The following is a 17,334-nucleotide window of genomic DNA, read 5'->3' as shown; positions in this document are numbered from 1 at the left end:
CTGTACGGATTACTCAGAAGAGGCTCTCGCTGTGCCTGAACGGATGGAATAAAGTCCATTCGGTGGTGTTATTGAAAACGATCGGCTATAAGCCATAGCGAATTACCGAGCCACGTCATGAGCAGCAGAGGGGAAGTCTTGTATGACGGCAAAAGTGTCAACCAGTGAGATAGAGAAGATCGGAAGATACCGTGTCACCGGTGAGATCGGGCGCGGTGGCATGGGCGTGGTGTACCAGGGAGAAGATCGGTTGATCGGGAGACGCGTAGCGATCAAGACCCTCACTGAAGTCACTCCTGAGCTGCGGGAACGTTTCTATATTGAAGCAAAGTCTGGAATCCTGAGTCACCCAAATATCGTCACCGTGTACGAAGTCGGGGAGCATGAAGGGAATCCATTCATTGCAATGGAATTTGTCGAAGGCGACTCGCTTGAGCATATGCTGCGCCTGCGAAAGCGCCTGCCATTGCTGGAAGCAATCTCCATAGTTGAGCAACTTTGTGCAGGCCTCGGTCATGCTCATGAGCACGGAGTTCTTCACCGAGATATTAAGCCTGCCAATATTCTGGTGCGTCCGGATGGGCGCGTCACGATTGTGGATTTCGGCATTGCCCGTCTTGCCGATCAAACCCGGCAGCTAACCAAAACAAACACGCTCCTCGGCACCTTCCACTACATTTCGCCTGAGCGCCTCAAAGGCGAGGCCAGCGATGGAAGGGCTGATATCTGGTCTGTAGGCGTGATTTTATATGAGATGCTCACGGGCGAGCTGCCTTTTAAGGGCGGCGATATATCGTCCTTGTACCGCGTGATCCACGAGCCGTTTGTTCCTCTGGAAGAGCATATTCAAGACCTGCCCGACGGGGTGAACCGTGTGTTCGACAAAGCCCTGGCGAAACAAGTTGAAATGCGTTACGCAACTGCGGAGGAAATGGCCATTGATCTCCGGGCATTAGCAGAAGGTCTGAAGCACGATCGTGTAGGAGCATTACTTGAAACGGCTCAACGGCTCACAGATGAAAATCAATATGCTAGCGCGCGCACTGTGCTCATGCAGGTGCAACGGATCGACCCGGGTAACTCTGAGACAAAGACATTATTGGGGAATGTGCAAGATCGGTTGACAGACATGCATCGTAGCGAGCAGCTACGCCAGATCGTAGAGCAGGCCCAGGATGCTGCTAATGGTCGTCGATGGAACGAGGCCGTCACTCTTCTGGAAAAAGCTCAAAAATTGGATGCGGAGGACACATTCCATCTGGATGAGCGGCTGAAATACGCGCAAACGCAGAAAATACAGCAGCAGCAAGTCCTTGCGCTGTGGAAGCAGGCCGACGAGGCCCGCAACCTTGGTGATCTGACAAAAGCGCAGGATTGCCTGGATCAGGCCTTGCAGATCGACGAACGCAATACGGAATTACGAAATGCGTACTCCGATTTGCTACGGGAGGCGAAACGCAGGCAACAACAATTGCGCGTGGAAGAGTTAGTGCACGAAGCGCGCGTAGATAACAGTAAGCAACGATATACGGAAGCAATCTCGCGTTTGCGCGAAGCGGTGGAAATCGACCCAGATCGTCAGGAAGTGCAGGAATTGCTGTTTTCGGTAACTGCTCGGCAGAAGGAAGAACGCCAAAAGAATCTAAGAGAACAGGCCGGTTCAAATGTCAGGGAGGCCCTCGATCGCGAAGATTTTGCTTCAGCCGATGATCACGTCACGCGTGCGCTCGAAATTCTTCCTGGAGACCAGTCGTTGCTGGGACTCAAATCGCAAATTGAAGAACAGAAGAGAGAAGCGGGTATCCAGGAGACTGTACGGAAGGCTGTCCTAGAAGCGCAGCAGCTATTTGTGGATCATCCCGAGCAGGCTTTGCAGGTGATCGAGCAAGGACTCAAAGAAGCCCCAGACAGCGATACACTGATTCAATTCCGGACGAGACTACTGGATCATTTAAAAGACATTCAGAAGAGCGCGAATCGTCCTCAACGTGATGAAGCAGCGGCTGCTTTCCGTAAAAAGACGCAGTCCAACGAAGAACTGCAAGACACGCAAGAGCTACTGAAAACTGTTCCATTCGTGCAGGTACCAGCTAGTCTCGAGCAGAGCGTGCCAGCTAACAGTGTTGCTGAAGCGGCAATGTTGCTTGAAAAGCCGTCACAAAATCAGGGCCAGGACAATGGGCAATCTGAGTCAACGGCAAAGTTTACCGAGGTATTTCAAGTACTGCCCCGCAAAGTAACGCCTGCGCTACAGGAGCAGGCAAAGGACGCTCGTGCAAAAGAGGAAGAAGAGGCGGCAAAAGCAAAAGCTGCAGCAGAGCGTCAGCCCATGGAGATTCGTGCCGCTGTCGACAAGGCTGTAACTGCGTGCGACAAGGCAATAGCGGCAGGCAGGCTGGACAGCTGCATGCGTCCTTTAGAGGATTTGGCCAAACAGCATGGCGAGAGCGCAGTTTTTACCGCCAAACAAACATGCGAATCAAGGCGCGAGCAGAGAGCAACTAAGATAGTGCGTGATGCAATACAAGTCGCGCAACGCCAACTGAGGAGCCATTCCGCTAAAAAAGCCGACCGGGCATTGAGAGACGCTGAATCCGCACTACCCTTCGCAAGGGCACAGGTTCGTAGCGAGTGGCAGCAGTTACAGCAAGAATGTATGGCTGCGCAGAGTGCAAAGGTCAGTTCGCCGGACAAGCGTAGCAAAGTGAAATGGTATGCAGCGGGTTCTATAGCAGTCATCGCAGCGCTTGGAATTGCAGGGTTATTTTATTGGCAGCATGAAACATCGTCTCCTCAGAATACGATCACTGTATCTCCGCCAGCACCAAAGTCTCACGACCTAGCGTCTGCAGGTGCGCCGACTGACATAGAAATAAATGCTTCACCCTGGGCAAAAATTGTCAGTATTCAGGACCAGGTGGGCAAGAACATTGCTCTGCCAGAGGGAGATCAGACCACACCATTACGCCTTGAGGGAGTAAATAGTGGAGTCTACAAAGTTACCTTTGCTGGCACGGATAACAAGCAGCAAACAGTGGAGTGCAATGTGTCTGCAAACGAGCACCTCTGTGCCGCCGATATGGGAGTGCCTGATACGGCACAGGTGCTGAAGGGAAGGCAACCATGAGTGTGAAATGGAGTGCAGCATTATTTTTAGCAGCGGCAACACTGTTGGCCCAAGGGCAGGAGGCAGGCAAAAGTGCAGATCAACTGCGAGATTTCGCAAACAGTGCGAAAGCCTCTAACGATCTGCAGACCGAAGTCAATTATCTTTGCCAAGCTGCTGACCTTGATCAAAAAAAATACAGGAAGAAATGCGATCAGGCGAAGGACAATCTATCCAAAATGTTCGCACAATTCCAGGCGGACCTAGCAATGGGCCGCACGGAATTACAACGTAAAGATTATCCGGGAGCATTGCGGGACCTGCAGAAAATCACCTTTGGGCCAAACAGGGCTGAAGCACAGGAGCTTATACGACAGGCGCAGATTGGTATTCATGGCGGGACTCCTGTTGATCCTTCAAGTCTAGCCGCCTTCAATACAGCTCGTGCCGCCTATTTTCATGGAGATTTCGACATGGCGGAGGCGCAGGCGAAACTTGTCCATGCGCCAGCAATTCAGTCTGCCACAAACCAGTTGCTGACCAACATTAGTATTTATCGCGACAATATGAAGCAGGCTGATGCCATGTTTCGTGTCGGTGACCTCAAAGGGGCTGAACAGAAATATCAGTTCGCTGCAGTGATCCAGCAGAACGGCCCCGGCAATCCGGTGGAGCGTTTGCGAGAGGTGAAGGCCGCGGAAGCTCGAATCGAAGCAGCTAAGGCGCAGCAGCAGTCAGCGATGCAAAGCAAACTGACACAGCAGCCGGCAAAAGCAAACCACGTGGTCAAAGCTAGGAATTCACTTGATGCGGCACACCACAATGAGATGTCCAATACTGCGCAGTCGGTTTCTGTTACCGGCAAGCAGCAGCCTGGACAGGCACAGGAAGATTCAAAAGCGATGGACGACAATCTGAAAGAGGGGATCGTAGATTTCTATGCGTCGCACTTTTTGCGTGCAAACGATGCCTTCAGTGCGTATCTGCAGGGCGAAGAAAAGCAGTATGCCGGTGCTGCGCATTTCTACCTGGGGGCTTCACTGCTGATGCAGGCTCTGTTGACCTCTGCCCAAAACCAGCCTCAGGTTGATATGTTGCGCCAGCAAGCGCGGGCTCAGTTCATGCTCGCCAAACAACTTCACTACATCCCTATAGAGTCAGCTCTGTCTCCAAAAGTCTTTACGCAGTGGATGCAAATAGGCAATTAGTAATGATCGATCACCAGAGAAATAAAGTGATGGGAATGATGACCGAGTTGCAAATAGATGTAGCGGTTCTCTCGGATATTGGGCGCCGCCGTGCAAACAATGAGGACAGCTTCGGCTACGACCCAGACGCCAACATCTTTGTCGTATGCGATGGCATGGGAGGAGTGGCTGCTGGAGAAGTTGCCAGTAGCACGGCTGTTGAACTTACCCTGCGGACATATAAAGAGTTGTGCTCACGCGAGATGGACTCGGAAGAGCGGCTATACTCTGCTATCGCCAGTGCAAACGAAGCAGTGTGGAATCTGGCGCAACAGGATCGCAAACTGCGCGGTATGGGGACCACTTTGGTAGCGGCATGCATCCTGCACGACAAACTCCTTATCGGTAATGTTGGCGATAGCCGCGCATATTTTCTGAGAGATGAGGACTGTGTGCAGATTACTGAAGACCATTCTTATGCCGCAGAGCAGATGCGGAGAGGAATGGCTGGCGCGAGCGGGATCACATCTGCGCGGCTACAGCAGATCATTACCCGTGCGATAGGAGTGGATGCGCACGTGAAACCCGATTTTTTCTCCATCAATCTTGAACCGGAAGACACGGTACTGCTGACAACAGATGGTCTGACCCGTTACGCAGATGCAGACAAACTCGCGATGGAGATTTACGCGCATTCCGATCTTGATGAAGCATGTCGCAGTCTGATTGCAATTGCTCACGGAGGCGGAGCAGAAGACAATGTCACCTGCCTGCTATTGCGTATTCGCTGACTCGAATCATTCTTATCGCTGGAGGCCTGCCAAGTCTTAGGCGGGCCTTTTGTATTTATTCCCCCTCTTAGGAATCCATCTTAGTCGTAAGAGTAAGTTGTCGTGTTGTTCTGGAATAAAGTTGCTCTCTTTGCATTGTTACTAGTGAGAGCCACCGCATGCCTGTCGCGGTCGAGTTAGCAATTGCTTTAGGGGGACGAATGGCGAGTCGCATCGGTTCAACATACAAGGATCGGGCATACTCGGAGCAACGCCAAGGTGGAAACACTCTTAACCGCCTTCTCTCATCCAAACCAGCCCCTACCGAGCCGATGCTTTCTACTTTCCTGAGTGTAATTGTGGCCGTAGAAGAAGTGCATCGCACAAACAAGGGGCAGCGGTGCAACCTGGATCCTCGAAATATTTTTCTTAGGGACGACGGCACTGTTGAGCTTTCTACTCTGGCTCGACCAGATTCAGGAATGACTGTCGTACTTAGTTCCTCGAAGTATTCCGCTCCGGAGATGGTTGAGGATACTACCGGCCAGGTCGAGAGCGGCCTGCTCGACAGTTACATTCTCGGGTTCGTGTTCTATGAGATGTTTCTTGGAGTCGATCTTTTTGAACGGCAGTTCTTGGATGTGGTCGTGCAGGGCAAATTTGGCTGGCTCGCCTGGCATGCTGACAAGACAAAGCACGCGAAGCCGCTCAGCAAGCTGATCAATGGATTCCCCTCAGTATTGTCCAATGTCATCGAGGGAATGATGGCAAAAGAACCTTCGAAGAGAATCACGGATTTTCATTGGGTTGCCAACACAATTGGTGGTGCCTCGCAGGCAACGATGATGATCAGCGATCTTTCGATGTTGCAAGGCAGTGACGATCCGTATATGTCGCAAAGAACATCTGTCGCCCAGAAAGCTGATAACTATTGGGGCGGGCTTGTGAGCTCAATGCGCAGTATTCTGCGAGTACTGCTGCGTGTGAATCACAGACATTCAGGTATACAGCAGGTTTTAAGACAAGGAGGAGCTGAGCGGGCCAATTCCGCTCGGGCCCAGCAGTCACCAAATAGCAGAAAAGGATCGGGACTTGAACAATGAATGAGTTAATCGAAAGCCATCTTGGATACGCACATGCCATAGCCGCTGAACTTATGGGCAAGTACCCTCCAAATATCACACGCGCTGATCTGGAACGAGCTGCTGAGTTCGGTCTTGTACAGGCAGCCCGCAGCTATGATCCAACAAGGAGCGCATCTTTCGCGACCTTCGCATATTACAGGATACGCGGCGCAATTTTCGATGAAGTACGCAAGTCATGGCACGCTTCTCATCTGAAATGCGCGCCCGATACTTCCTTGGCTGAGGAATTCTTGGAAGAAACACCGCTTCAGGAAACTCGCGCCCCATGGAAAGAGACTGAAGATAGCTCCTCTCCTCTGGAAGGCGCTGCTTATTTTGTTTCTCTGGATAGCACGTATACAGAGCCTGTGTCGGCTGTGACGGAGTCGCCGGCAGCCCATGTCATAAAGAATGAAGAATCCGCAGCCATACAAGAGGCAATTCTCCAGTTGCCGAATCGCCATCGGTTTGTGCTGCGCGCGCATTACTATGAGGACCTTTCACTTGTCAGCATTGGCAAGCAGCTGAATCTGTCAAAGTCATGGGTTTCGCGTATTCATGCGCAGGCTCTTGCTATGGTCCGCAAGATTTTGCAGGAGCCTCAAATGTCATCCGATCAAAAACGGCTACCTTCCTCTCGCGGCAGAGCACGAACCATTCCTCTGCAAGCAACTCTTTGTTCTGAATAACCGATAACTGAGGCGATCATGGACCCTGTAGTCAATAAGCTGACGACAACGCTGCCTGATTCTCAAGAACCGGATGCCGGTGGCCAGCCAACAAAAAGCGGCCCCTCAAGGTTCGACAAAATCAGCAGCCAGTTAAAAGACGCCTCTGGCAAGGCATCGTCGCCAGACATGTCAGTGTCTCCGTCAAACTCTACCGCTGCAAGCAATGGTGCTCAAGCTGTAGATCGTACACAGAATGCCGCCATGCCTGTGCCAGATCGCGTGCACCAGAATCTCACAGCAAGCCAGCACCACTTGGCCCAGTTGAAAGAGCGTATTGAAGCGACTCCGGGAATGAATTCGATGCAGGGTATTCAAAACAGATTAACAAGCATCGAGCACCAGTACACCCGGCTTGATGCGGCCGCAAAGACCTTGCCGCCGAATGCCAGTCCGCAGCAATGGCTGTCTTTGCAGCAGCAGGTATACAGCATGAATGAAAACATCGGTGTGCTCTCAAAGATGGTTGGCCAGGCTGCGAGCGGAGTGAAAACTCTTCTGCAAACACAGGTGTAATTGGAAAGGCAAATGAAAAAAGCATTTTACTGTAGCTCTTTAATGGCGGTACTGCTGATGTCTCTTACTGGCTGTACTCGGCAACTGGAAACAGGTTTAACCGAGAACGATGCACAGCAGATCGTAGTGCTCCTGCGGGAGAACGGGATTAATGCGACAACGGAGCTTGATCCCACGCAGAAGAAAGACTCTGCTGCGTGGGTGGTGAATGTGCGTGGTCAGAACGACACCCTGATCAGGGCGTGGAAAATTCTCAGCGAGAACGGCCTTCCTCGCGAAAAAGTAAAGGGGCTGGATGACGTATTTGCAAATTCCGGCATGATTCCTACTGCATCGGAGGAAAAGGCGCGTCTGCTTTCTGGCCTGAATGGAGAATTGATGCGCACACTGGATTCAATTCCCGGAGTAGTAGACGCGCGAGTGCAAGTGGTTCTACCTGATAACACGCCGCTGATAGACAAGAGTGAACAGGCTCCACCGACCGCATCTGCCTTGATACAGTTTCGTGGTGACCAACCGCCCTTGAAAGAGATAGAAGTTCAAGCCTTAATAGCTAAAAGTATTGAGGGCCTTACATCTGCGAATGTAGCAGTTGTATTCAAGAGAGTTGAGATCAAGCCGATCCCAACAGAGATATTTGGTCCGCTTTCAGTAACCGCCTGGATTGAGATCGCAGCTGTCGGATTGGCAGGAGCAGCAGGTCTCGCCGCCCTGTTGGTACTCTCACTCAGTCAACAGAGGAAATTCAAAATCAAGGCGCTTGAGAAGCAGCTCGCAAAAGCACAAGCTAGCTCATCCGAGATAGTTAAGGCGTAAGTAGTTTATGAGTGCATCTGCATTTGCATATATTTTGCTTCTGCGCGGAGGCGAAGCAAGGAGCGATCTGATGTCGCTGCTATCGGAAGAGCGCCGTTCGGATGTGCAGTCCATTGTAGAGAAGGCCAAAAAGATGTCTGCGGAAGAGATTCGTAAGCAATTCAGAACTCTTCGAGAAGATCAGCTCGACCGCCAACGAGAGAGCGCTAGGAAGCGGACCGGCCTACAGGTCGAGCGCATCTCGCCAAAACTATATACCTGGCTGACTAGGCCGTTTTAAAGAAAGAGTCCGATGAGCGCTAACGTCATCAAGGTTCATGCAAATAACGGCACGCCTGCGGTGTCCAGAATCACGAAAGAGGTGCATGAGGCATCTCTCGAGGCTGGGGACATTCTGGCGAAAGCCAGAGGGCAGGCCGAGCGCCTGTTTGAGGAGGCCCAGCTAGAAAAAGAAAAGGTTCTGAAAGAGAGCAGAGCGCAGGGCTATGCGGCTGGGCTGGACCAATGGAACGATGCTCTTGCGAGTGCCTGGAAGCAGCGGGAAGAGTTTCTCGCCATGCATGAAGCTGAACTTGTAAAGCTGGCGGTTGCTGTCGCCAGAAAAATCATAGCCCGCAGCGTAGAGCAAGATGCAGGCATTGTTCTTGAGACTGTAAAAGAAGCGCTTCGGTCTGTACGCAGTGAAAGAAGAGTCACCATCAAGGTGAATCCTTCCGATGAAGCTGCACTGCGCGAAAAAGCAGGAGCTCTGAAGATGTTGAGCGCTGAAGTAGGAGAGCTCGTTGTGATTGGAAACCCTTCCATTGCAGTTGGTGGATGCATCGTGGAAAGTGATCTGGGCATCATCGATGCTCAGATCGACACACAGTTGGCGTCGATAGAAAACGCCTTGTTGCGGAGGCTTGGTGGCAGCAACAGCTAGTTTCGAGCTCGACAGATATCTGTCCGAGATAGACGGCTCTTCTTTATTTGTCGTCAAAGGCCGTGTAAAGGCGCTTGTCGGACTACTGATTCGAGCCACTGTTCCTGATGCATGGATAGGGGAACTGTGCCTGATCTATAACCCGCGCTCTCCGCATCCTGTAAAGGCGGAAGTTGTCGGCTTTGAGAATGGCGACGTACTTCTCATGCCGCTTGGAGCGCTGGTGGATATCGGGCCGCAAAGCGAGGTGGTTCCTACTGGCAAATACCTGAGTGTAAAAGTTGGCAACGAGCTTCTGGGGCGAGTGCTCAATGGACTGGGTGAGCCTATGGATGCTGAGTTCAAGGGGCCAATCACCGCCAGTGAAGAATACGCGGTGTACCAGGAAGCGCCCGACCCACTGCATCGCAATCGTGTAAACAAGCCCATTTCAGTAGGTGTACGTGCCATTGATTCGCTGCTCGCCTGTGGAGAAGGACAGCGCATCGGCTTGTTTGCAGCAGCAGGTGTCGGCAAAAGTACGCTGCTCGGTATGATCGCCCGCAACACGGAAGCTGATGTGAACGTGATCACTCTTGTGGGCGAACGCGGACGAGAAGTTCGTGATTTCCTCGAGCAGGACTTAGGCCCGGAGGGACTGAAGCGCTCGATTATCGTCTGCGCAACTTCGAATGAGCCTTCGTTGGTCAGGCTCAAAGCAGGTTATGTCGGCACGGCCATTGCCGAGTACTTTCGCAATCAGGGCAAGAAGGTCATGCTCATGATGGACTCGGTCACGCGCTTTGCGCGTGCGCAGCGTGAAGTTGGACTTGCCTGCGGTGAGCCTCCTGCGCGTGCCGGCTATACTCCATCAGTATTTGCAGAGCTCCCGAGATTATTAGAGCGGGCAGGGAACTCTGATAAAGGCTCCATCACTGCTTTCTATACGGTGCTTGTTGCCGGTGATGATATGAATGAGCCCGTGGCAGATGAAGTTCGATCAATCCTCGATGGTCACATCATCTTATCACGCGAGATGGCGGGAGCCGGTCACTTTCCGGCCATTGATGTACTCGGAAGCGTGAGCCGCGTCATGACTGCAGTTGCTACGAAAGAACATCGTAAGGCAGCCTCTGCCATGCGTGGAGTGCTCGCAACTTACAACAAGCAGAAAGACCTGATCGCACTGGGCGCTTACCAGACCGGATCAGATCCGCGAACCGACGATGCAATCCTGAGGATCGACGACATCAACCGATTTCTACAGCAGGCCACAGATGAAAAGATGCCGCGGACAGAATCTGTAGAAAAGCTGTGCGCGATGTTTACGGAGTAGCATGCCGGCCTTTCAGTTTCGCCTTCAGGCGCTTCTCGATCAGCGGACTGAAGCAAAACAACATGCTGAAGAGTTGCTGACACTGCGCGAAAGAGAGTTTGCGGAAGAGCAGCAGACGCTGAAGGAGTTGGAAGAAGAAGTGAAGCATGCAGAGAAGCTTTACCAGCGGAAACGTACGGAACGATTCACAAGTATTCAGGCAGGCTCTACACTCACAAAGCAGAGTGACTTCCTGCTTGGACTGAAGCTTGATGTACAGGCAGCACAGTCGGGAGCGCTTTCCCAGCAGGTCTTTGTCGATCAGGCGAGTGATGCAGTTCAGGAAGCACGGGCAGCACTCGATGAGCGGCGGCGCGAAGTGGAAGTTCTTGAGAAGTACAGGCAGAAGGCAGAGAAGCACTTCCTTCAGGAAGCTGCATATAAGGAAGAGCTGGAGCAGGACGAGATTGGAAATGTCATGCATCTCAGCAGGCGGGCAAGGATATGAGAATTTCTGCAGAGACAGTCAACGAGACGAAACAGAACGGCACACGCCGGAGTGACGACAGGAAAACCTCCGATCGTTTCTCTCAGCTCATGAAGAGCAAACAGGAACAGAACCAGCAGAAACAGGGCAGTAGTAAAGGAGATGCCGGCACTCCTCAATCGAAGAGTTCTCAGGAGGCAGCTGATCCACAATCTATGAATCTTCTGGGCGCAAATGATGCCTCTTCGCGTGTTCCTCAGCTGCAGACCTCAGATGCCGGGAAGACCGCGCAATCAGGCGCCAGCACTGTTCCTCAAATCGAAAAGCTGGCGAATGAAATAGGGCAGCAGATCGACCTTGTTAAACAGGGAGGAAAGACAGAGGGAGTCAACATCACCTTCGATTCAAAGACGCTCGAAGGTCTGCAGGTGCAGATTCGACAGCAGGATGGGGAAATGGCCATCCATTTCGTTACGCAGTCTGAAAATGTATCGAACCTGCTCAGCCAGCATACTGGAGAGCTTAAGGAAGCATTGACAGGCAAGGGAGTAAAGATTCGGAACATCACGGTCTCCTCTCATAGTGTGCCCGTGATGCGGAGGAACGGATATGCTGGCGCCTGAACTGACGCAGACAATGGTAAAGCCCGCGCTCTTTCGCAGTCTGCGCAGATACACAGCAAGCCAGGCGGCTTCCATCAATGCATATGGAAGATTGTTCAAGGATGTTTCCTTGTGGAAGACCTGGGTGGAAGATACTCTGCAGGAGCTTCTTGAAGTGCCGTCCGGCCAAAGACTCGAGATTACCCAATCCAGTGAGCTCCATGGCGAACAAACACAAAAATATGCGTTTGAGCAAAAACAAATCTCGATTGGCAGGACCAGTGACAACGACATTTCGCTTCCACTGCGCTCGATCAGCCGACAGCATGCACGCATTGTTGAGCGCGAGGACGGTTTTTACATCGAGGACCTTGAAAGCGCGAGCGGCACCTATGTAAATCGCCAAAAACTCGAACCTGGTCACGCGCGCCGTTTGGCAAGCGGAGATGAGGTGCTCATCTTTCCCTATGTCCTTCGGGTAAATCCGCAGGAATTATGGACTCGCGATAACGAAGTAAAGCTGACATATTCTAGCCGCCTCAGCCCTAGTGCAGCATCTGAGTTTGTCTCTGGGCTCGGGTCAGACCTGTGCCTCTTCCAGTTTCGCATTCATCCCGACATGGGAAATGCAGTGATCGCACTCGCTCGACCATTCTTGAAGACCATTCTTTCGCGCCTGATGAGGGATCCTATCTCGGAATTTGCCGAGGCCGATTCAGGCCTGTTTGAGTTTGTGGTGGTCAGTATTCTTGAGCGGGCAAATCGCACGCTCCGATTTCCTTTTCAATGCCTTCTTGTGCCCAGCAGCCGCTTTACGATGCATGACGGGCCTGGCCTTACATTGGAAGCATCCATGCGTTTGGCCCATGCCCAGGGCAGCATTCTGCTTTTTCTTCCGGATACATGCTTACGGAGACTGCAAGACGCACCAGCTGTCAGACTAAATACCAGCATGAAAGAACAGCTCAGGTGGCAGGTCATGGTTCGTGTTGGTTTCGTCAATTTTGCAGCGAGCGATCTCGAAGATATGGAACCAGGCGACACGCTGCTTTACACGCCAGAAACAGAATTCGTTCTGCCGAGAAGCACAGCGGGCCACACGCCGGAACGTGGGTGGCGCGCTGTGCGGAATGAAAACAGTCCGCGTCATTTTGAAATTAAGGAACCCTTTGAAAGGAGTGTTCGTATGGAAGAAACCACGAATTCTCAGAACGAAATGGAAGAGACGGGAAAGGTCGAGTTAGGTGATCTTCCTGTTCGTATACACGTTGTTTTAAGCCAGGTTGAAATCTCTCTTAAAGACCTGGAAGGCCTGGCTGAAGGAAGCATTATTGAACTCGACGGAGAAAACACCGGAACAGCGCAGTTGGTGGCGAATGGCAAAGTGCTAGGCGCCGGAGATCTGGTTGAGATAGACAACCGTCTCGGTGTTCAGATTACGCGCTGGCGGAAGGCCTGAAATGTCGCTGTTCTGTGTAGCAATGCTTGAAGCGGCTGCTTCATCGAGCATGTGGCTCGACTATGCCAAGACTCTGCTTGTGCTTGGCGGAATCTGCTTGCTTGCGCTCGTTGGAGCTAAAGTTTTGCTCCCGAAGGTTACAGGTTATGCAGCATCTGTTTCGAACCAGATTCATGTATTTGCAAGATATTCGTTGGAACCCAGAAAAACGCTCTACCTCGTAAAAACAGGTAAGGCTGTTGTCCTTCTGGCGACTTCCGGAGATGCAGTTCACTTTATGACGACACTTAATTCAGAAGATTTTGAAGAGAGCGATACGCAGGCCCAGAGCGGCGCTACAAGAGACTCTGCTTTCCAGCGCATCACGCGGAACCTTGCAGAGCGGAAACAGGATAAATCTCTATGACAGCAAGCTCTCTTCCTAATCCAGTCGTTATGGTGATTGTCCTGGGTGCACTTACCCTGGCACCGTTTGTGCTGATTATGTTGACGTCGTTCGTCAAGATATCTGTTGTGCTTTCTATCTTGCGTAACGCTCTCGGCACACAGTCAGTGCCGCCAAATCAGGTCATCACCGGGATCGCTTTCGTATTGAGCTTTTTCATCATGACGCCGGTGGCGAAACAGATGTATGCTGCTGCGGGTTCTATTGCGGAAACCCGGGATATGTTTTCCGAGTCGAGCGTCAAGAGTCTGTTTGAAGCTATAGGTCGGGGACGGGAACCGCTTCGGCACTTTCTGGTCAAGCATTCGCATGATGAAGACAGGATTCTCTTTATTGAGCTCGCGAAGCGGCTCGACCAGGAAGCCAATAAAGCCCAGGCAAAGCCCGCTATGGCAAATCCACCAGCAGTTCCGGCAGCTGCTACGGCACCTGTTTCAAGCACACAGGCAACGCCGCCAGTGAATAATGCCGTGAATCAAGCCGCGGCCGTGCCAATACCGCCACCCTCTCCAGCACTTTCCAAGGATGATTTTCAAGTCGTCATTCCTGCCTTTGTGACGAGTCAGTTGAAAGAGGCCTTCGAAGTCGGATTCCTTATCTTCATTCCTTTCGTCATCATCGATATGGTGATTGCGAACATATTGCTCGCGATGGGTATGAGCATGCTTTCTCCGAGCGTTATTTCATTGCCGTTCAAACTCCTGCTGTTTGTCCTTGTAGACGGATGGTTCCTCATCATCCGCGGTCTAGTGCTCAGCTACGTTTGAGCTGCAATGGAGATTGGTCCTTATGAATACAGAAGCAATTATCACAATTCTGCGCGAGGCCCTGATGATGGTGCTGCTGCTGTCAGCCGGGCCAATGCTGATCAGTCTCCTGGTAGGAGTCGTCATCAGCATTCTGCAGGCAACAACCCAGATCCAGGAACAAACGCTCAGCTATGTGCCTAAACTGATCACGGTCTTTCTGTCCATTGCTATCCTCGGCCCCTGGATGCTGAGGCAGGCAGTTCAGTTTGCGCAGACTATTCTGAACTCGATCGTGCTGGTGCATTGATGGAGTTGCTGCCGACGCTGCAGAATCTTCTGCAAAGCGCAGGAATTCATGTCAATGTGAATTCATTCCTACTGCTGTTCTTTCTTGTTTTTACGCGTCTGATCGCAGCTTTGAGCCTCGCTCCTTTTATGGGTGGGCAGACACTGCAAACCCAGGCCAAGGTAGGTCTGGCAGCAATTACTGCTACGGTTTTGTATCCAACGCTGGCAAAATTCAGCGGTCCGCTTCCCAATTCGTCCCTGGTGTACTTCGCTCTGCTTGGCAAGGAATTCATCGTAGGCATGATGATTGGTTTCATCTCGCAGATGATTTTCTTTGGGGTCCAGATTGCCGGAACTATCATCGACACGCAGAGAGGATTGAATCAGATCACATACCTGGCGCCGCAGTTGCCCGGCAATGTTTCCGCTCTGGGAAACCTCCAGATTCAGGCTTCTATCGTTTTGTTTCTCCTGCTGGGCGGACATCTTCTCTTCCTGAAAAGCATGGCAGATAGTTTCCTGATAATACCGCCAGTTCAGATGCCGCATTTCGCCGCAGGGCTGATTCCAGTGGCAAGTGAATTTGTTCGCATCAGCGCGTCAGCCATACTTGTGGGCGCACAACTCTGTGCGCCGGTTGTCCTGACAATCTTTCTGATCGACATTTCTTTCGGAAGCCTTCAGAAGGTCGCTTCATCGATTCATATCAGCAATGATGCACACACTGCGAAGTCCTGGATAGGGCTTGCAGTTTTCCTTATCTCGGCAGGGTTCTTTTTTCAGAGACTCCAGCAGTTTCTTGCATCGACAATCCCGTCAATCGACCACATTGTAAAAAGCCTACGCTGACTAGCTAGCAACCTATCTGCCACCCCTCACGATAACTTGTACAGGCTGTAGATGGCTGACGATAAAACAGAGAAACCGACACCGAAAAAGCTCAGTGAGGCGCGCAAGAAGGGCCAGGTGGCCAAGAGTTCTGACCTTACGCAGTCTGTGCTCTTTTTGACTGCGGCCGCTGTGCTGTCCTTCACCGGGGCCACCCTTGTCGATCAGCTGAAGGCATTCATGATTGATTCGTTCAGTCCGAAGCTGTTGGCCGCAAGCGCGGATACTAACGCGCTCCTGGCTCGTGTAGGAAATGCGTCGACTAAGTTTCTTCTGCTTTCACTGCCGTTACTGATGGGGCTTGCAGTTGCTGCAATTGCTGTTAATTTCGCGCAGATCCAGGGACTTATTTTTTCTCCCGAAGTACTGTCGCCCAAGTTCGACAAGCTCAATCCCGTGGCAGGACTGCAAAATATTCTCTTCAAGCCAAAGACTTATTTAGAGCTGGTAAAGAACCTACTCAAATTCATCATCATTTTGTGGATTGCATACTCAACTCTCTCATCCACTCTACGCGATCTTATTGTTTCCAGCCGTCTGGATTTGACACGGATTGCAGTCTTCGGGCCAAAGCTGCTCTTCAATTTGCTGTTTAAGGTTGGCGGCGTATTTCTGATCTTTGGAGCAGCCGATTTTGCTTTGCAAAAGTGGCTCTTCATGAAAAATATGATGATGTCGAAAGAGGAGATCAAACAGGAGTTCAAAAATCAGGAAGGCGACCCGCATGTGAAAAGCCACCGTAGGGCAGAATATATGGCGCTGATGCGGGAGAACGCCGCCAAGAAGGTGCCGAAGGCGAAAGCTGTTGTCGTAAACCCGACGCACATTGCGGTGGCCTTACAGTATGACGAAGACCGCATGAATGCGCCGCGCGTGGTTGCGAAAGGCGAAACCTTCCTGGCCAAGAAGATCATTGAAATCGCGAAAAAACATAATGTGCCGGTGATCAGAAATATAACCCTTGCGCGCAGTCTTTTTACGCTGGAACTTGAGGAAGAGATCCCTGAAGAGCTCTATGAGACTGTCGCGGAAATTCTGAATCTCGCTTCCAGGCTTACTAATGAACAAAATTGACGAACTCAATACAAGCTATCTCATCCCGGGTGTGGAGCAGGGAACCACTGCAATTGCAGATACTGAAAGCTTCGAGGAGGATTATGGCGATGCGCCGTACAGCCAACTGCCTCCTTTGACGGACATACCATCGCCCACTGGGTGGCAGGACCTGCTCGGTCTCAATCAGATGTTGCCGAGCCCCAACCGGATCGATCCACCACCACGGCCGATGTCATATACGAACGGGACAATTGCAAATAGTGCGGATTCCCGCTTGCGCCTGGCAACAGATGCTCAACGTAACAGTGAAGGCACGGCGGCTTCTCCTAAAGTTGAGCGCATGATGTCGATGCTTGCTGGCTATGACCAGGCAGCGCGCCGGATTCGTTCACTCGCATCAAAAGGCGGTGGACAGTGAGCATAGTGCCAGCAGGATGGAACGAGCATTCAGCTTATCGGGTAAGTGAATGGGCATACTTGTTGCACACAGAAGGACGCTTCAGTGAATCTCTTGTCCTATTCGAAGGCCTGATCGAGATGTATCCCGACAATCTGTACTATCGGGACGCAATAAGTGCGCTCCACCTTTCTTTAGGAAATCCCACAGAAGCAGTTCGTCAGGCTTCCATTGTCCTCGACATGATGCCAGAGCATATCAACGCCTTTGTGAGAAGGACAGAAGGATACCTGCAACTTGGATTGAGTTCTGAAGCCAGACGGGATCTAGAGCGGCTGAGGCAACTCGGGGCTTTGAGCCAAGTAAAGCGAATGGAAATGCGCCTCAAGGCCAGGCATGCACAGCCGGCCTATCTTAACCAGCAGAACATTTAACACGCAACTTTCCTATCCGGTAATCGATAACGTCTCAGTAGCGTTAAAACCAAATGTAGTAAAAGG

19 protein-coding genes are annotated in these 17,334 nt (G+C 51.6%); all 19 read left to right on the top strand.

Annotated features, from left to right (window positions below; all coding sequences use genetic code 11):
* The first annotated feature begins 142 nt into the window (after positions 1-142).
* The 19 genes from AC5S16_RS18260 to AC5S16_RS18170 all read left to right on the top strand — a co-directional run bounded on the left by AC5S16_RS18260 (position 143) and on the right by AC5S16_RS18170 (position 17,268).
* Complete coding sequence (locus tag AC5S16_RS18260) at positions 143-3,127, top strand: protein kinase domain-containing protein (RefSeq protein WP_493931544.1); 2,985 nt, start codon at positions 143-145, stop codon at positions 3,125-3,127.
* The gene (locus tag AC5S16_RS18255; protein WP_493931543.1) at positions 3,124-4,314 is read left to right on the top strand and encodes a hypothetical protein; all 1,191 of its coding nucleotides are present in this window, start codon (positions 3,124-3,126) and stop codon (positions 4,312-4,314) included. The genes AC5S16_RS18260 and AC5S16_RS18255 overlap by 4 nt, the downstream gene beginning before the upstream one ends.
* Positions 4,315-4,316: 2 nt before the next feature.
* Positions 4,317-5,084, top strand: a complete 768-nt coding sequence (locus tag AC5S16_RS18250) for a protein phosphatase 2C domain-containing protein (RefSeq protein WP_493931542.1) — start codon at positions 4,317-4,319, stop codon at positions 5,082-5,084.
* Positions 5,085-5,242: 158 nt separating this feature from the next.
* Complete coding sequence (locus AC5S16_RS18245; protein WP_493931541.1) at positions 5,243-6,166, top strand: protein kinase domain-containing protein; 924 nt, start codon at positions 5,243-5,245, stop codon at positions 6,164-6,166.
* Positions 6,163-6,876 carry a sigma-70 family RNA polymerase sigma factor gene (locus AC5S16_RS18240; RefSeq protein WP_493931540.1) on the top strand — a complete coding sequence of 238 codons (714 nt, stop codon included), beginning with the start codon at positions 6,163-6,165 and terminating at the stop codon, positions 6,874-6,876. The genes AC5S16_RS18245 and AC5S16_RS18240 overlap by 4 nt, the downstream gene beginning before the upstream one ends.
* Positions 6,877-6,894: 18 nt before the next feature.
* Positions 6,895-7,431: a hypothetical protein gene (locus AC5S16_RS18235; protein WP_493931539.1), complete on the top strand. Its 537-nt coding sequence runs from the start codon at positions 6,895-6,897 to the stop codon at positions 7,429-7,431.
* 12 nt (positions 7,432-7,443) lie between these two features.
* On the top strand, positions 7,444-8,247 hold the full coding sequence (locus tag AC5S16_RS18230; protein WP_493931538.1) for a hypothetical protein: 804 nt from the start codon (positions 7,444-7,446) through the stop codon (positions 8,245-8,247).
* A gap of 292 nt (positions 8,248-8,539) precedes the next feature.
* Positions 8,540-9,169, top strand: a complete 630-nt coding sequence (locus AC5S16_RS18225) for a FliH/SctL family protein (protein WP_493931537.1) — start codon at positions 8,540-8,542, stop codon at positions 9,167-9,169.
* Positions 9,153-10,484, top strand: a complete 1,332-nt coding sequence (gene sctN, locus AC5S16_RS18220; RefSeq protein ID WP_493931536.1) for a type III secretion system ATPase SctN — start codon at positions 9,153-9,155, stop codon at positions 10,482-10,484. Before AC5S16_RS18225 ends, sctN begins: the two co-directional genes overlap by 17 nt.
* Position 10,485: 1 nt before the next feature.
* On the top strand, positions 10,486-10,971 hold the full coding sequence (locus AC5S16_RS18215) for a hypothetical protein (RefSeq protein WP_493931535.1): 486 nt from the start codon (positions 10,486-10,488) through the stop codon (positions 10,969-10,971).
* A complete protein-coding gene (locus AC5S16_RS18210) occupies positions 10,968-11,573 on the top strand; it encodes a flagellar hook-length control protein FliK (RefSeq protein WP_493931534.1) in 606 nt (201 codons plus the stop codon). Before AC5S16_RS18215 ends, AC5S16_RS18210 begins: the two co-directional genes overlap by 4 nt.
* A 109-nt stretch (positions 11,574-11,682) precedes the next feature.
* Positions 11,683-13,011 carry a type III secretion system cytoplasmic ring protein SctQ gene (gene sctQ, locus AC5S16_RS18205; protein WP_493931533.1) on the top strand — a complete coding sequence of 443 codons (1,329 nt, stop codon included), beginning with the start codon at positions 11,683-11,685 and terminating at the stop codon, positions 13,009-13,011.
* 1 nt (position 13,012) lies between these two features.
* The gene (locus AC5S16_RS18200; RefSeq protein ID WP_493931532.1) at positions 13,013-13,417 is read left to right on the top strand and encodes a flagellar biosynthetic protein FliO; all 405 of its coding nucleotides are present in this window, start codon (positions 13,013-13,015) and stop codon (positions 13,415-13,417) included.
* Positions 13,418-13,446: 29 nt separating this feature from the next.
* Complete coding sequence (locus tag AC5S16_RS18195) at positions 13,447-14,223, top strand: hypothetical protein (protein ID WP_493931531.1); 777 nt, start codon at positions 13,447-13,449, stop codon at positions 14,221-14,223.
* A gap of 22 nt (positions 14,224-14,245) precedes the next feature.
* Complete coding sequence (gene fliQ / locus AC5S16_RS18190) at positions 14,246-14,512, top strand: flagellar biosynthesis protein FliQ (RefSeq protein WP_493931530.1); 267 nt, start codon at positions 14,246-14,248, stop codon at positions 14,510-14,512.
* Positions 14,513-14,568: 56 nt separating this feature from the next.
* A complete protein-coding gene (locus AC5S16_RS18185) occupies positions 14,569-15,342 on the top strand; it encodes an EscT/YscT/HrcT family type III secretion system export apparatus protein (protein ID WP_493931529.1) in 774 nt (257 codons plus the stop codon).
* Positions 15,343-15,393: 51 nt separating this feature from the next.
* Positions 15,394-16,455 carry an EscU/YscU/HrcU family type III secretion system export apparatus switch protein gene (locus AC5S16_RS18180; RefSeq protein WP_493931528.1) on the top strand — a complete coding sequence of 354 codons (1,062 nt, stop codon included), beginning with the start codon at positions 15,394-15,396 and terminating at the stop codon, positions 16,453-16,455.
* The gene (locus tag AC5S16_RS18175) at positions 16,442-16,855 is read left to right on the top strand and encodes a hypothetical protein (protein WP_493931527.1); all 414 of its coding nucleotides are present in this window, start codon (positions 16,442-16,444) and stop codon (positions 16,853-16,855) included. The genes AC5S16_RS18180 and AC5S16_RS18175 overlap by 14 nt, the downstream gene beginning before the upstream one ends.
* Positions 16,852-17,268, top strand: a complete 417-nt coding sequence (locus AC5S16_RS18170) for a tetratricopeptide repeat protein (RefSeq protein WP_493931526.1) — start codon at positions 16,852-16,854, stop codon at positions 17,266-17,268. The genes AC5S16_RS18175 and AC5S16_RS18170 overlap by 4 nt, the downstream gene beginning before the upstream one ends.
* The last annotated feature ends 66 nt before the right edge of the window (positions 17,269-17,334 follow it).

Source organism: Acidobacterium sp. FHG110202_01 (assembly GCF_059115305.1).
The sequence above is the reverse complement of the archived record's forward strand: the minus strand, read 5'-3'. Positions and strand labels throughout refer to the sequence as shown.